The organism is Cupriavidus cauae (assembly GCF_008632125.1).
Lineage (GTDB): Bacteria > Pseudomonadota > Gammaproteobacteria > Burkholderiales > Burkholderiaceae > Cupriavidus > Cupriavidus cauae.
In genome coordinates this window covers 238,068-252,242 of the sequence record NZ_VWRN01000053.1, presented here as the reverse complement: position 1 = coordinate 252,242, position 14,175 = coordinate 238,068, and the positions used below count along the sequence as shown (strand labels likewise).

Annotated in this window: 12 protein-coding genes and 1 pseudogene; 7 read left to right on the top strand and 6 right to left on the bottom strand. The window is 69.1% G+C overall.

Annotated elements, in window-relative coordinates:
- Positions 1-345: 345 nt before the first annotated feature.
- Positions 346-989: pseudogene (locus tag F1599_RS20115) on the top strand (peroxiredoxin).
- A 273-nt stretch (positions 990-1,262) separates the two neighbouring features.
- Here F1599_RS20115 and F1599_RS20110 read toward each other — a convergent pair.
- Positions 1,263-2,465, bottom strand: a complete 1,203-nt coding sequence (locus tag F1599_RS20110) for an acyl-CoA dehydrogenase (RefSeq protein ID WP_053821223.1) — start codon at positions 2,463-2,465, stop codon at positions 1,263-1,265.
- Positions 2,466-2,883: 418 nt separating this feature from the next.
- Between F1599_RS20110 and F1599_RS20105 the strand changes: the two genes are divergently transcribed.
- Positions 2,884-3,618 (top strand): IclR family transcriptional regulator, encoded by a 735-nt coding sequence (locus tag F1599_RS20105; protein ID WP_149318010.1) that lies wholly within the window; start codon positions 2,884-2,886, stop codon positions 3,616-3,618.
- A gap of 236 nt (positions 3,619-3,854) precedes the next feature.
- On the opposite strand, the gene kynA is transcribed toward F1599_RS20105, so the two are convergent.
- The 3 genes from kynA to kynB form a co-directional block, all read right to left on the bottom strand.
- On the bottom strand, positions 3,855-4,646 hold the full coding sequence (gene kynA / locus F1599_RS20100) for a tryptophan 2,3-dioxygenase (protein WP_190286426.1): 792 nt from the start codon (positions 4,644-4,646) through the stop codon (positions 3,855-3,857).
- 180 nt (positions 4,647-4,826) lie between these two features.
- Complete coding sequence (kynU, locus tag F1599_RS20095) at positions 4,827-6,083, bottom strand: kynureninase (protein ID WP_150084230.1); 1,257 nt, start codon at positions 6,081-6,083, stop codon at positions 4,827-4,829.
- Positions 6,084-6,176: 93 nt separating this feature from the next.
- Entirely contained in the window at positions 6,177-6,839 is a 663-nt protein-coding gene (gene kynB / locus F1599_RS20090) for an arylformamidase (protein ID WP_150084229.1), read from the bottom strand.
- Positions 6,840-7,091: 252 nt separating this feature from the next.
- Here kynB and F1599_RS20085 point away from each other — a divergent pair, with 252 nt between their 5' ends.
- Positions 7,092-7,574 (top strand): Lrp/AsnC family transcriptional regulator, encoded by a 483-nt coding sequence (locus F1599_RS20085; RefSeq protein ID WP_149317797.1) that lies wholly within the window; start codon positions 7,092-7,094, stop codon positions 7,572-7,574.
- A gap of 66 nt (positions 7,575-7,640) precedes the next feature.
- On the opposite strand, the gene F1599_RS20080 is transcribed toward F1599_RS20085, so the two are convergent.
- Positions 7,641-8,072, bottom strand: a complete 432-nt coding sequence (locus tag F1599_RS20080; RefSeq protein ID WP_149317798.1) for a MarR family winged helix-turn-helix transcriptional regulator — start codon at positions 8,070-8,072, stop codon at positions 7,641-7,643.
- A gap of 39 nt (positions 8,073-8,111) precedes the next feature.
- The gene (locus F1599_RS20075) at positions 8,112-8,681 is read right to left on the bottom strand and encodes a flavin reductase family protein (protein ID WP_149317799.1); all 570 of its coding nucleotides are present in this window, start codon (positions 8,679-8,681) and stop codon (positions 8,112-8,114) included.
- Between the two features lie 243 nt (positions 8,682-8,924).
- On the opposite strand from F1599_RS20075, the gene F1599_RS20070 reads away from it, so the two are divergent.
- The 4 genes from F1599_RS20070 (at position 8,925) to F1599_RS26330 (ending at position 14,154) form a co-directional block, all read left to right on the top strand.
- Complete coding sequence (locus tag F1599_RS20070; protein WP_150084228.1) at positions 8,925-9,995, top strand: peptidase M29; 1,071 nt, start codon at positions 8,925-8,927, stop codon at positions 9,993-9,995.
- An 82-nt stretch (positions 9,996-10,077) separates the two neighbouring features.
- A complete protein-coding gene (locus F1599_RS20065; RefSeq protein ID WP_150084227.1) occupies positions 10,078-10,923 on the top strand; it encodes an alpha/beta fold hydrolase in 846 nt (281 codons plus the stop codon).
- Positions 10,924-11,098: 175 nt separating this feature from the next.
- On the top strand, positions 11,099-12,343 hold the full coding sequence (locus tag F1599_RS20060) for an acyl-CoA dehydrogenase family protein (RefSeq protein WP_150084226.1): 1,245 nt from the start codon (positions 11,099-11,101) through the stop codon (positions 12,341-12,343).
- Entirely contained in the window at positions 12,340-14,154 is a 1,815-nt protein-coding gene (locus F1599_RS26330; RefSeq protein ID WP_223819781.1) for a class I adenylate-forming enzyme family protein, read from the top strand. The genes F1599_RS20060 and F1599_RS26330 overlap by 4 nt, the downstream gene beginning before the upstream one ends.
- The last annotated feature ends 21 nt before the right edge of the window (positions 14,155-14,175 follow it).

Here is a 14,175-nt window from a genome sequence, read left to right as displayed (position 1 = left end):
TATGCGGCGGTCTGCAATGGTTTCAAGACAGCGAGTCCTACAAGTCATGTAGGACATCGGCGCAGCGCGATGCAAACCTGAGCGGTTTTTATCGGCCGGCACGCCGTCGGGCGTCGCGCGCCCGTCCGGCGCGTCCCCGGATCGCGAGGTGGCGGCGGGTTTCGGCGTCACGCCAAAGCCTTCGACCATCGATTCGGCAAATGACTTCGCGTGATGTTGTAGTGACTTTATATTTGTTTGTGTCTCACCGCAATCGGAATAGACTGGTCTGAGTCCGGGCGCTGGCGGCCCGGAGGCAAGCAACATCCGACAGACCACTGACGACCGACAGGCAAGGAGGCAACCATGGCACTCAGGCTAGGCGACATTGCGCCGGACTTCGAACAGGATTCCAGCGAAGGCCGCATCCGCTTTCATGAATGGCTGGGCAACAGCTGGGGCGTGCTGTTCTCCCATCCGGCGGACTTCACCCCGGTCTGCACGACCGAACTGGGACTGACGGCCAAGCTCAAGGACGAGTTCGCCAGGCGCAACGTCAAGGCGATCGCGCTGTCGGTAGACCCGGTCGAGTCCCATCAGCGCTGGATCGAGGACATCAACGACACCCAGGGCTGCCAGGTCAATTTCCCGACCTGGCCGACGCCGACCGCAAGGTGTCCGAGCTCTACGACATGATTCATCCGAACGCCAACGAGACGCTGACGGTGCGCTCGCTGTTCGTGATCGATCCGAACAAGAAGGTGCGGCTGATCATTACCTATCCGGCCAGCACCGGCCGCAACTTCAACGAGATCCTGCGCGTCATCGATTCGCTGCAGCTGACCGACAAGCACAGCGTGGCGACGCCGGGCAACTGGCAGCAGGGCGAGGACGTGGTCATCGTGCCGTCGTTGAAGGACGAAGAGGTGATCAAGCAGAAGTTCCCGAAGGGCTACAAGGCGCTGCGCCCGTACCTGCGGATGACGCCGCAGCCGGACAAGCAGCAGTAAGCCATCGGCTGCACGAGAAACAGCGCAAGAATCGCGGCGAGAAACCGCAACGATAAACGCAGCGGGAAACCGCAGCGATAAACAGAAGCGAGAACCAGAAACGAGAAACGCCGCGCCGCCCCGCGCGATGCAAGCGGGGCCGGCGCGGCGCCAACGGTGTCGTACCGACGGGTTCGCCCGTCGTCTCCTTGGTAGTGTGCTTTGGCCCGGCGACAGCCGGGCCTTTTTATTGGGCCGTGCGCACTGGCTCGGCCGGGGTCATTCCGGAGCCGTTCAGAAGAAGGCCTGGATGCCGGTCTGCGCGCGGCCAAGGATCAGCGCGTGGATGTCGTGCGTGCCCTCGTAGGTGTTGACCACCTCGAGGTTGACCACATGGCGGATCACGCCGAACTCGTCCGAGATGCCGTTGCCGCCCAGCATGTCGCGCGCCACGCGGGCGATGTCGAGCGACTTGCCGCACGAATTGCGCTTCATGATCGAGGTGATCTCGACCGCCGCGGTGCCCTCGTCCTTCATCCGGCCCAGGCGCAGGCAGCCCTGCAGGCCCAGCGTGATCTCGGTCTGCATGTCGGCCAGCTTCTTCTGCACCAGCTGGGTCGCGGCCAGCGGGCGGCCGAACTGCTTGCGGTCCAGCGTGTACTGGCGCGCGGTATGCCAGCAGAATTCGGCCGCACCCAGCGCGCCCCAGGCGATGCCGTAGCGGGCCGAGTTCAGGCAGGTGAACGGACCCTTCAGGCCGCTGACGCCAGGCATCAGGTTCTCTTCCGGCACGAACACCTGGTCCATGACGATCTCGCCGGTGATCGAGGTGCGCAGGCCGACCTTGCCGTGAATCGCCGGCGCGCTCAGGCCCTTCCAGCCCTTTTCCAGGATGAAGCCGCGGATGGTTTCCTTGCCGCCGTTCTGCGGATCGTCGGCGAGCTTCGCCCACACCACGAACACGTCGGCGATCGGCGAGTTGGTGATCCACATCTTGGCGCCGCTCAGCTCGTAGCCGCCGTCGACCTTCTTCGCGCGCGTCACCATCGAGCCGGGGTCGGAGCCGTGGTTCGGCTCGGTCAGGCCGAAGCAGCCGATCCATTCGCCGGTGGCCAGCTTGGGCAGGTACTTTTGCTTCTGCGCCTCGCTGCCGAATTCGTAGATCGGCACCATCACCAGCGACGACTGCACGCTCATCATCGAGCGATAGCCCGAATCGACACGCTCGACCTCGCGCGCGATCAGGCCATAGCTGACGTAGTTCAGTCCGGGGCCGCCGTACTGCTCGGGAATGGTCGGGCCGAGCAGGCCGAGTTCGCCCATCTCGCGGAAGATGGTCGCGTCGGTCTTTTCATGCCGGAACGACTCCAGCACGCGCGGCATCAGCTTGTCCTGGCAGTAAGCCGCGGCGGCGTCGCGCACCATGCGCTCGTCGGCGGTCAGTTGCTGATCGAGCAGCAGCGGGTCGGCCCAGTGGAATTCGGCGTTGGCGGCCATCGAGGTCTCCTTCGGTAGAGCGGTGAACGCGGGTCAGCGTGATTGAACTTGAAATGGAATGGGTGATCGGGCGCGGCGGACCGGCTGGCGGGGCGCTGCCGGTCTCGTTTTAAGGTTCCGCATTGCGGAACCGTGTTCCGATGCGTTAGTATAGCGCAAAGCGTCCGGCCGGCAACAGCCCGCCCGGGCCTCCCGACTTCGTTCACCGCCTTTCGACCAGGAGCCCGCCGTGGCCAACTCCGACGTGCTTTCCTCCGCCGCCAGCACCGGGAATGCGGCCGCCGCAGCCACCCCGGCCGCAAAGAGCCCTCCGGCCGCGGAGGCCACCAAGGCCACCAAGGCCACCAAGGCCACCAAGGCCACCGAGCCCGGGTCGGAGCGCGCCGCGCGCGAGAGCGACCCGAACTTCGTCACCGCGCTGGCCCGCGGCCTGGAGCTGCTGCGGTGCTTTCGCACCGGCGAGTCGATGCTCGGCAACCAGGACTTCGTGCGCCGCACCGGGCTGCCGAAGGCGACCGTCAGCCGCCTGGCCGGTACGCTGGTGCAACTGGGGTATCTGCGCTACGACGACAGCCTGGGCAAGTACGCGCTGGATGCCGGCGTGCTGGCGCTGGGCTTTGCCTATCTGTCGGCTTCCGACGTGGTGGCGCTGGCGCGGCCGCACATGCTGGCGTTCGCGCAGACCCATGGCGTGTCCGTGTCGCTCGGCAAGCGCGAGCGGCTCGAGGTGATCTATCTGGAGTCGATCCGTAACGACGCCGGCTCGATGCTGGGTCTGGGGGTCGGATCGCGGCTGTCGCTGGTGTCCAGTTCGATGGGGCGGGCCTATCTGGCGGCGCTGCCCGGGCCGAAGCGGGAACGGCTGCTGGCCGAATTCGCGCAGGCCTATCCCGAGCAATGGAAGGCGCAGGAGGCGCCGATGCGGGCGGCGGTGGCCGAGGCCGAGCAGCGCGGTTACGCGGCCTCGTTCCGCGACTGGCATCCCGCCATCCACGCCTGCGCGGTGCCGTTCCGGCCGATCGGCGAAAAGGACATCCACATGCTGAGCTGCAGCGCGTCGTATGGCAGCGTCGACGAGGCGGTCTTCCACGAGACGCTGGCCCCGGCGCTGCGCGCGCTGGCGGCGCGGTTGTCGGAGGGCGCCGCGCGCTGAGCGCGGCGGCGTCCCGGCCGATGTGGTTGCTCGGGCCGCTGAGGCGGCCGAGGCGGCCGAAGCCGCTGAGCCGCCGAGGTGGCCGGGCCGCTGAGCAGCCGAGGTGGCCGGGCCGCTGAGCCGCTGAGGTGGCCGGGCCGCCGGGCCGCTGAGGTGGCCGGGCCGGCCGGCCGCAGAGGCCGCCCCGGTCATCCGAGTCGCTCGGGTCGCCGGGGCTGCTCAGCGAGCGATCGCCATCACAGGTCCGTGCGCAGCTTCCACAGTTCGGGGAACAGCACGATGTCGAGCATCTTGCGCAGATAGCTGACCCCCTCGGTGCCGCCGGTGCCGCGCTTGAAGCCGATCACGCGTTCCACCGTGGTGACATGGCGGAAGCGCCATTGGCGGAAGGCATCCTCGAGATCGACGAACTTCTCGCCGAGCTCGTACAGCTCCCAGTGCGCCTCGGGCTTGCGATAGACCTCCAGCCAGGCGGCTTCGACCGAGGCGTTGTAGCCGGCCGGCTCGGTCCAGTCGCGCTCGAGGCAGGCCGCGTCGATCGCGAAGCCGCGCCGCGCCATCAGCCGGATCGCCTCGTCGTACAGCGACGGTGTGCGCAGCGCCTCCTCGACCAGCGCATGGTGCTGCGGACGGTGTGCATGCGGGCGCAGCATCGCGGCGTTCTTGTTGCCGAGGATGAATTCGATCTCGCGATACTGGAACGACTGGAAGCCGGACGACATCCCCAGATAGGGCCGCATCGCCGAATACTCCGGCGGCGTCATCGTCGCCAGCACGTTCCACGCCTGCACCAGCTGGTCCATGATGCGCGACACCCGCGTCAGCATCTTGAACGCCGGCGGCAGGTCGTCGCGCCGCACCGCCTCGCGCGCGGCGCGCAGCTCATGCAGCATCAGCTTCATCCACAGCTCGGTGGTCTGATGCTGGACGATGAACAGCATCTCGTTGTGGTCGGGCGAGAGCGGATGCTGGGCGTTCAGGATCTGGTCGAGCGCCAGATAGTCGCCGTAGCTCATCTGCTGGCGCATGTCGAGCTGCGCGCCATGCCATTTGTCCCCGGAAGCGGACTTGTCGCCGGATGGAGATTCGGATGGAGATCCGCCCGCGCGCGAGATTTCGCCCTGGTGCGCCCCGCCGCCCGACATCGGGCAGCCGCCGTGCCCGGCCTTGATGTTCTTCGATTCCATGGTCATCGTTTCGCTCGCTGCTCAGGTCACCGCCGTGCGCGTCTGGAAGCGCGCCGCTTCGTAGGCGCCGCTGTCGAGCACGTCGCGCAACACTTCCACCGCATCCCAGACGTCCGCAAAACCAGTGTAGAGCGGCGTGAAGCCGAAACGGATGATCCGCGGCTCGCGGTAGTCGCCGATCACGCCGCGCTCGATCAGCGCCTGCATCACGGCATAGCCCTGCGGATGGGCGAAGCTGACCTGGCTGCCGCGGCGCGCGTGCTCGCGCGGCGTGACAAGCGTCAGCGGATGGTGGCCGCAGCGCGCTTCCACCAGCGCGATGAACAGATCGGTCAGCTGCAGCGACTTGGCGCGCAGCGCCTGCATGTCGGTGCGGCCGAAGATTTCCAGTCCGCATTCGACCATCGCCAGCGAGGTCATCGGCTGCGTGCCGCACAGGAAGCGCGAGACGCCGCTGCGCGGGCGGTAGTCGGGCTCCATCGCGAACGGCGCGGCGTGGCCCCACCAGCCCGACAGCGGCTGCCAGAACGCGTCGCGCAGCGCCGGTGCGACCCACAGGAAGGCCGGCGAGCCCGGGCCGCCGTTCAGGTACTTGTAGGTGCAGCCGACCGCGTAGTCCGCGCCGGACTCGCGCAGCGCGACCGGCACCGCGCCAGCCGAATGCGCCAGGTCCCAGACCGTCAGCGCGCCGCGCGCATGCGCCAGTTCGGTCAGCGCCGCCATGTCGAGCATCTCGCCGGTCTTGTAGTTGACGTGGGTCAGCATCAGCACGGCGGTATCGTCGCGCACCGCCGCGTCGATCTCGTCGGGGCTGTCGACCAGGCGCAGCGAATAGCCCTGCTGCAGCAGATCGGCCAGGCCCTGGGCGATATACAGATCGGTCGGGAAATTGCTGCGCTCGGAGACGATCACCCTGCGCGCCGGGCTGCGCAGCCCCTGCACGCGCAGCGCGGCGGCCAGCACCTTGAAGAGGTTGACCGAGGTGGTGTCGGTGACGACGACCTCGTCCTCGCCGGCGCCGACCAGCGGCGCCAGCAGATTGCCCAGGCGCTGCGGCAGTTCGAACCAGCCGGCGGTATTCCAGCTGCGGATCAGGCCTTCGCCCCATTCCTGCTCGACGACCTGAGCGGCGCGGGCGGCGGCCGCGCGCGGGCGGGCGCCCAGCGAATTGCCGTCCAGATAGATCACGCCGTCGGGCAGCGCGAAGGCGTCGCGCAGCGGGCGCAAGGGGTCTTGCCGGTCCAGCGACAGGCATTGCTCGCGGGTAGTTGCGGTCATGGCTTCCTTGATGATGGTTTGGCGATCGCCGCCAGCGGCGGTCGCGATCGGTGCGCAGATGCGGAAAGGCGGGGACGCCGGGGCGGTCGGCCCTCAGGACAGGCTGCGCAGCACCGCCCGCACCGGGCTGGCGTCCAGCGCGGCAAGGCGCAGCGGCAGCGCGATCAGTTCGTAGTCGCCGGGCGCGACGGCGTCGAGCACCAGCCCTTCGAGAATCGCCATCCGATGCGTTCGCACCATCCGGTGCGCATCCATGGTCTTGGACTGCTGCGGATCCAGCGACGGCGTGTCGATGCCGATCAGGCGCACGCCGCGTTCGGCCAGCAGCGCGATGGTTTCCGGCGCCACCGCGCAGAAGTCGGGGTCCCATTCGGTCAGCGGCGCGCTGCGATAGGTGCGCAGCAGCACGCGCGGCGGCACGCCGTCGAGCGCGTCCGCGACCTGTTCCGGCCGCACCAGCGGCGCCGCGCCGATGCAATGGATCACCCGGCAGGGGCCCAGGTACGGGTCCAGATCCACCTCGCCGATCGGCGCGCCGTCGGCCGCGTAGTGCAGCGGCGCATCCGCGTGCGCGCCGGTGTGCGGCGACAGCGTGATGCGGCCGACGTTGACCGGGCATTGCTCGTCCATCTGCCAGGCGCTCTGCTGCTGGAACGGCGTGTCGCCGGGCCACACCGGCGTCGCCGGCGACAGCGGGGGGCTGATGTCCCACAGCGCGCGGGCCGTGGTCGGGGAGGTCGAAAGGGCGTCGGACATTGGGGCGCGGTGAGGGGCTTGCGATGGGCCGATAGGGCGATAGGCGATAAAGCGACAGGCCGGTAATGCGGGAGGCGGGTAAAGCCATCGGCCGGGGACAGCAAAAGGCCGGCATAGCATCAGGCGGCGGTGGCGCCGATCCCGGCATGATAGTCAAGATTTCGGGAAAGAGGCTTGCTATTTCGACGGCTGGTTGAGCCGAAATTCGCATAGAATTCGATAAATCGAACACATTGCGAAAGGATCTGCGAAATGACGCTCGACCCCATCGATCTGCGCATCCTGACCTGCCTGCAGCAGAACGGCCGCATCAGCAACCAGGACCTGGCCGAGCGCGTCGCGCTGTCGCCCTCGGCCTGCCTGCGGCGGGTGCGGCTGCTGGAGGAAAGTGGCGTGATCGGCGGTTATCGCGCCTGGTTCGACGCCGAGCGGCTGGGGCTGGAGCTGGAAGCGATCGTGCAGGTGTCGATGCGGCCGGCGGTCGAGGGCTGGCATGACACGTTCAACGCGGCGGTGCAATCGTGGCCGGAAGTGCTGTCGGCCTATGTGATCACCGGCGACAGCAACTACATCCTGCGCGTGCAGGCGCGCAACCTGAAGCACTACTCCGATTTCATCGTGAACCGGCTCTATCGCACGCCGGGCGTGATGGACATCCGCTCGAACATCGTGCTGCAGCGGATCAAGACCGAGGGCTCGCCACTGGAGCTGGTGCAGCCGCGCGGGCAGGGTTAGCCCGCCCGGCGCGGCGAAGGCGCGCGCCTGCCGCCGCGCGCGCGGCGCGATCAGCCAGCCGCGTGCCTACCGCCGTGCGTGCAGCGCGATCAGGCGCCGCAGCGTTTCCTTCAGCTGGTCGCCCTGGCTGGCACCGAAGGCGGCCAGCACCTGGGCCTCGTGTTCCGCGGCCTGGGCCAGCAGCGGCCGGGCCCGTTCGCGTCCGCGCTCGGTGATCGACACCAGCGCCTGGCGCCGATCGGGCGCGCCGTCGCGGCGGCGCTCGACCAGGCCGTCGGCCGTCATGCGGTCGAGCAGCTTGGTCAGCGTCGGCTGCTTGGTCAGGGTGATATCGGCCAACGTGCCGACCGTGCAGACGTCGCGGTCGGCCAGCGTCGCCAGCACGCGCCATTCGGGCACGCTCAGGCCCGCCAGTTCGACCTTGCGGTGGAATTCACCCGAAACCAGATGGCTGGCGCGCGCCAGCAGATAGGGCAGGTAGCCGTCGACGAAGGGCATGGTCACGTTGGGCCGGGGGCGGAGAAGCGCGCGGGGCGATCAGTCGCGCAGCGGGCTGGTGGTGGAGAACGCGCCGCCCTGGAATACCAGCGGCAGGCCGCCGCTGCTGTGGATGCCGCAGCGCTCGACTTCGCCCACGAAAATCACGTGATCGCCCTCGTCGTAGCGGCTGCGGTTGTGGCATTCGAACCAGGCCAGCGCATTGGCGAGGATCGGCAGGCCATTGGCCGACAGCCGGTAGTCGACGCCGGCGAAGCGGTCGCCCTTGAGCGTGGCGAAGCGCTGGCACAGGTCCAGCTGGGTCGCGGCCAGCACGTTGATGATGTAGTGCGAACCGCCGCGGAACATCGGCAGGCTGTTGGCGCGGTTGGCCATGCTCCACAGCACCAGCGGCGGATCGAGCGAAACCGAATTGAACGAGCTGGCGGTGATGCCGACGAAGGGCGGATCGGCCGGGGATTGGCGCATCGCGCGCGTGGTGATGACCGTCACGCCGGTGGCGAACTGCGACAGCGCGCGGCGGAAATGCAGGGCGTCGAAGTCCGGCGCGGCGGCTTGGCCGTGCGGGCTCAGGTTCCCGTCAGGCGGGTTGGCGTCGGGAAATCCCATAGGTCGGGTACCGCTGATTTCCATGAAATTTCATATATTATTTGCCGCAGAACGCAGAATCACAAGCCAAGAAACACGGCCAGGAAACCCGGCCACGAAATTCGGGCGAAGAAGTTCGGGCGAAAAAACACAAGCGAAGAAACACGGCGCGGGATCGCAAACGGCAAGGCAGGACTTTGCTGCGAACGCCGCGGAACACCGAGGGGCAGGCCCGGCCTCAATCAGCAGCAGAGGAGGAGTGTCATGCTCGTCGAGCAGATCGAACACCGCTGGCTGGCGGCCTTTCGCCGGACGCTGGAGCTGTGCGCGCTTTCCGCGGGTGAAGTTGTCGGCATTGTAGCGGAGTCGCAATCCCGACAAGTCATCGTGGACTTGGCCGAACTGGCGGTGCAGTCCTTGGGCGCGACCCCGATCCGCGTGCGGGTGCCGACCCCCGGGCTGCAGGCGCCGGCTCCAGTGCGCTCGACCGGCGCCAGCGATGCGCTGCAGCAACTGGAGCCGGTGATCGCCGCGCTGTCGCGCTGCCACCTGGTGCTGGACTGCACCGTCGAAGGGCTGCTGCACGCGCCGGAATTGCCGCGGATCCTGCAGGGCGCCGACGGCGTGGTGCCGCGGCTGCTGATGATCAGCAACGAACATCCCGAAATCCTCGAACGCTGCGTGCCCGATCCCGCGCTGGAGACCGGCGTGCGCGCGGCGATGCGCCGGCTGCGCGGTGCCGCCGAAATGCGCGTGACCTCCGGCGCCGGCACGGACCTGCGCATCGGCCTGGCCGGCGCGCGCGTCGGCGGGGTCTGGGGCTATTGCAACAAGCCGGGCCAGGTCGCGCACTGGCCGGGCGGACTGTGCCTGGCGTTCCCCGCCACGGGGCAGGTCGATGGCACGCTGGTGCTTGCGCCCGGCGACGTCAACCTGACCTTCAAGACCTATCTGCGCGATACGGTCGTCTGCCATGTCGAGCGCGACTACATCGTCGGCATCGAGGGCAACGGCGTCGATGCCGACATGATGCGCGGCTACTACGCGGCCTGGGCCGACAAGGAAGGCACGCGGGACGCCTACGCGGTCTCGCATGTCGGCTGGGGCATGAACCCGCAGGCGCGCTGGGACGCGTTGACCTTCTACGACAGGCGCGATTGCAACGGCACGGAGCTGCGCGCGTTTGCCGGCAATTTCCTCTATTCGACCGGCGCCAACGAAGTGGCCGGCCGCCATACGCTGGGCCATTTCGATCTGCCGCTGCGCGGCTGCACGGTGACGCTGGACGGCGTGGCCGAGGTCGAGCAGGGGCGGCTGGCGGAGATGGCACGCTGAACCGCTGGCGCGCGGACCCGCTGACTCGCCGACACGCTGACACGCCGACACGCCGACACGCCGACACCCGCAAGGAGCCTCGATGCCCCCCTCCGACTCCCATCGCGAATCCAACCGCGATTCCCTGATCCGCCACCCCAACGGCATCGCCACCGTGGCCCGCGGCGACGGCCCGGTCGCCGTGGTGATGCTGCACGGCATCGGCGGCGGCAAGGCCGCGTGGCCCGCGCAATTCGATGCCCTGACCGAAGCCGGCTACCGCGCCGTCGCCTGGGACATGCCCGGCTACGGCGACAGCGCGACGATCGCCCCGTACGACTTCGCCGGCCTCGCCGCCGCGCTGGCACCGGTGCTGCAGGCCGAGCGCGGCGCCGGCCGCCGCGTGGTGCTGCTTGGCCACAGCATGGGCGGCATGGTCGCGCAGCAGGCCTATGCGGCGATGCCCGCGGCGATCGGCGGCATGGTGCTGTCGGGCACCTCGCCGGCCTTCGGCAAGGCCGACGGCGACTGGCAGCGCGACTTCGTCGCGGCCCGCACCGCGCCGCTCGACGCGGGCCGGACCATGGCCGAGATGGCCGCCGGCCTGGTGCGGGGCATGGTTGCGCCCGATGCGCCGGCGGACGCGGTGGCCTTCGCCACGCGCGTGATGGCGGAGGTGCCGCCCGACACGTATCGCGCCGCGCTGCATGCGCTGGTGCGGTTCGACCAGCGCGCCGCGCTGGCCGGCATCGCGGTGCCGGTGCTGGCCTTGGCCGGCGAGCACGACGCCAATGCCGCGCCGGCCGTGATGGAACGGATGGCGGCGCGCATTCCCGGCGCCGAGTACCGCTGCCTGCCGGGCGTCGGCCATCTGGCCTGCATGGAGCGGCCGGCGCGCTTCAACGAGGCCGTGCTCGATTTCCTGGCGCGGCATTTCCCGGTCCGCTGACGTCGACCGGGACATCGCCGGCACGCACCATCGCACCGAACGTACCGACGTACCAACGCACGAACGCGAACGCACGAACGCACGAACGCACGGACGCACGAGCACACGAACACACGAACGCACGAACGCACGAACGCGCCCGACGCACAACAAGCTGACCACGAGAGACACCATCATGCCCCTGGACTTCGTTCCCGCTGTCGGCGAGGCCGATTTCACCGACGATCAGGTCCGCCTGCTGACGCTGGCCAACCGGCTCGGCCGCGAACGCTTCGCGCCGCGCGCGGCGCAATGGGACCGCGAGGCGAGCTTCCCGTTCGCCAACTATGACGACCTGCGCGAGGCCGGCCTGCTGGCGCTGTGCGTGCCGCGCGCGTTCGGCGGCGAGGGCGCGGACTTCGCGACCTACTGCATGATCGGCGCGGAGATCGGCCGCTTCTGCGGCGCCACCGCGCTGACCTACAACATGCATATCTGCTCGACCATGTGGACGGGCATGCTGGCCGATGGCATCGCGATGACCGACGAACAGCGCGCCGAACACGCGGTCCGCCGCGAGCTGCATTTCTCGCGCGTGGTCAAGGACGGCGCGGTCTACGCGCAACCCTTCTCGGAAGGCTCGGCGGCCGCGGCCGGCAAGGCGCCGTTCGGCACCACCGCGCGCAAGGTCGAGGGCGGCTGGCTGTTGAACGGCCGCAAGATCTTCGCCTCGCTGTCGGGCGCGGCTGACTACTACGGCATCCTGTGCACCGAGGACCGCGGCGACCATCATCCCGACATGCGCGACACGCTCTATATCGCGGTGCCCGGCAAGGCCGAGGGGCTGACCGTGACCGGCGACTGGGACCCGATGGGCATGCGCGGCACGGTCTCGCGCACGCTGCTGCTCAAGGACGTGTTCGTGCCGGACGACGAGCAGCTGATGCCGCGCGGCGTCTACTACAAGGCCGCGCAGACCTGGCCGGCGATGTTCTTCACGTTGTCGCCCACGTATCTCGGCGTGGCGCAGGCCGCCTACGACTTCACCGTGCAATATCTGCGCGGCGAGGTGCCGGGCCAGCCGCCGGTCAAGCGCCGCATGTATCCGACCAAGCAGATCGCGGTGGCGCAGATGCGCATCCAGCTCGAGTCGATGCGTTCGCTGTTCTGGCGCGTCATCCACGAGGCGCGGCCCAATCCGTCGAAGGACCAGCGCATGCGTCTCTATGCGGCGCACTACGCGGTGATGGAAGGCGCCAACGATATCGCGCGGCTGGCGATCCGCACCTGCGGCGGGCAGTCGATGCTCAAGGACCTGCCGCTCGAACGGCTTTATCGCGATTCGCGCTGCGGCGCGCTGATGCTGCCGTGGACCGCGGAGCTGGTCCTCGACCGCATGGGTCGCGAGACGCTGTACGAACCGGGCGAGCGCGACGAATGAGCGGCGCCTGCGGAGGGCGGCCGCACCTGGATGCGGCCAGCGTCGGTGCGCTGCTGCGGCCGCTGCACGCGCTGGCCGACACGCAGCCGCAACGGCCGGCGCTGCATTTCCGTGGCCGCACGATCGGCTATGCCAAGCTGTGGAGCCGCATCGAACGCGTCGCCGCGCATCTGCTGGCCGACTGGGGCGTCGGGCGAGGCGACCGCGTGGCGACGCTGTGCCTGAACCACGATCTGCAGTTGGCGCTGCTGTTCGCCTGCGCGCGGCTGGGCGCGATCTTCGTGCCGCTGAACTACCGGCTGGCGGTGCCCGAACTCGCCGCGATCGCCGCGCATGCCGGCGTGCGGGCGATCTTTCATGACGATGCGCATGCCGATGTCGCGGCCGCGGTCGCGCGCGCCAGCGAAGGGGCGGTCGCAGATGAGGGCGCTGGTGCAATTGCGGGCGAAGTGGCCGGTCAAGTCGCCGGTCAAGTTGCCGGTGAAGTCGCCAGTGCCGTGGTGAGGGCAGTTGCGGATGAAGCCGGCGCGGCTGGCCGGCGCAGTGCCGTGCGCCACGCCCATATCGACCGCCTGATCGACAGCCCGGCGCCGCCGGAGCCCATCGACGCGCCGATCGGCCCGATGCCCGACGACACGCCGCTGCTGCTGGTCTACACCTCCGGCACCACCGGCCAGCCCAAGGGCGCGCTGCATACGCAGGCCGCACTGCTGGCCAATGCGCGCGCCAGCTGGTGGGCCCACGAGATGCGCGATACCGACCATGTCCTGTCGACGCTGCCGATGTTCCATGTCGGCGGGCTGTGCATCCAGACCGTACCGGCGCTGCTGCTCGGCGCGCAGGTGACGCTGCACGAGCGCTTCACGCCCGACGCCTGGCTCGAGGCGCTCGCGCAGGCGCGTCCGACGCTGTCGCTGATGGTGCCGGCCACGCTGCGCGCGGTGCTCGAACATCCCGGCTGGGCTGATGCCGATCTGGGCGTGCTGCGCGGCGTGATGGCCGGCTCGTCGACGATTCCCCGCGCCTATATCGACGCCTTCCATGCGCGCGGGGTGCCGCTGGGGCAGGTCTACGGTGCCACCGAGACCGGCCCCGTCTCGATCGTGCTGCGCCTGCACGAGGCGATGGCGCGGCCCGGTTATGCCGGCTGGCCGCAGCCCGAGGCGCAGGTACGGCTGCTCGGCCGCGATGGCAAGGAGGTGGCCGACGGCGAGGTCGGCGAGATCTGCATCCGCGCCAGCAATCTGATGCAGGGCTACTGGCGCGAGCCTTTCCATCCCGGCTTCGTCGACGGCTGGTTCCGTTCGGGCGATCTCGCCCATCGCGACGCCGACGGCTGCATCGAGGTGGTAGGCCGCAGCAAGGACATGATCATCTCCGGCGGCGAGAACATCTATCCGGCCGAGATCGAGAACGCGCTGGTCGCGCTGCCCGGCGTGGCCGAATGCGCGGTGGTGGGTTTGCCCGACCCGCGCTGGGGCGAGGTGCCGGTCGCTGTCATCGTGCCGGCGCCGGGCGCCGACCGCGCCGCGCTGGCGACCGAACGGCTGCGCGAGACGCTGGCCGCCCGCATCGCCCGCTTCAAGCTGCCGCGCGAGGTGGTGCTGCTCGACGCGCTGCCCAGGAGCGCGCTCGGCAAGGTCCTGAAGCCGCAGCTGCGCGCGACGCTGGAGGTGGCGCGGGGCGCCAGCGATGGCAGTGGCGGCAGCTGCGCGAGTGCTGGCAGCGGCGGCAGTGGCGCGAGCGGTGGCAGCGCTGCCGGTGTCGGCAGTGTGGGCAGTGGCGGTGGCGGCCGCGGCGGCATGAACTGAGCGCGGCGGGTATCATCGTTC

Coding starts and splice junctions, on each gene's coding strand:
- F1599_RS20110 (WP_053821223.1), bottom strand. CDS start 2,465: ATGGCCGCCAACGCCGAATTCCACTGGGCCGACCCGCTGCTGCTCGAT.
- kynA (WP_190286426.1), bottom strand. CDS start 4,646: ATGCGCCAGCAGATGAGCTACGGCGACTATCTGGCGCTCGACCAGATC.
- kynU (WP_150084230.1), bottom strand. CDS start 6,083: ATGACCGCAACTACCCGCGAGCAATGCCTGTCGCTGGACCGGCAAGAC.
- kynB (WP_150084229.1), bottom strand. CDS start 6,839: ATGTCCGACGCCCTTTCGACCTCCCCGACCACGGCCCGCGCGCTGTGG.
- F1599_RS20085 (WP_149317797.1), top strand. CDS start 7,092: ATGACGCTCGACCCCATCGATCTGCGCATCCTGACCTGCCTGCAGCAG.
- F1599_RS20080 (WP_149317798.1), bottom strand. CDS start 8,072: ATGCCCTTCGTCGACGGCTACCTGCCCTATCTGCTGGCGCGCGCCAGC.
- F1599_RS20075 (WP_149317799.1), bottom strand. CDS start 8,681: ATGGGATTTCCCGACGCCAACCCGCCTGACGGGAACCTGAGCCCGCAC.
- F1599_RS20070 (WP_150084228.1), top strand. CDS start 8,925: ATGCTCGTCGAGCAGATCGAACACCGCTGGCTGGCGGCCTTTCGCCGG.
- F1599_RS20065 (WP_150084227.1), top strand. CDS start 10,078: ATGCCCCCCTCCGACTCCCATCGCGAATCCAACCGCGATTCCCTGATC.
- F1599_RS20060 (WP_150084226.1), top strand. CDS start 11,099: ATGCCCCTGGACTTCGTTCCCGCTGTCGGCGAGGCCGATTTCACCGAC.
- F1599_RS26330 (WP_223819781.1), top strand. CDS start 12,340: ATGAGCGGCGCCTGCGGAGGGCGGCCGCACCTGGATGCGGCCAGCGTC.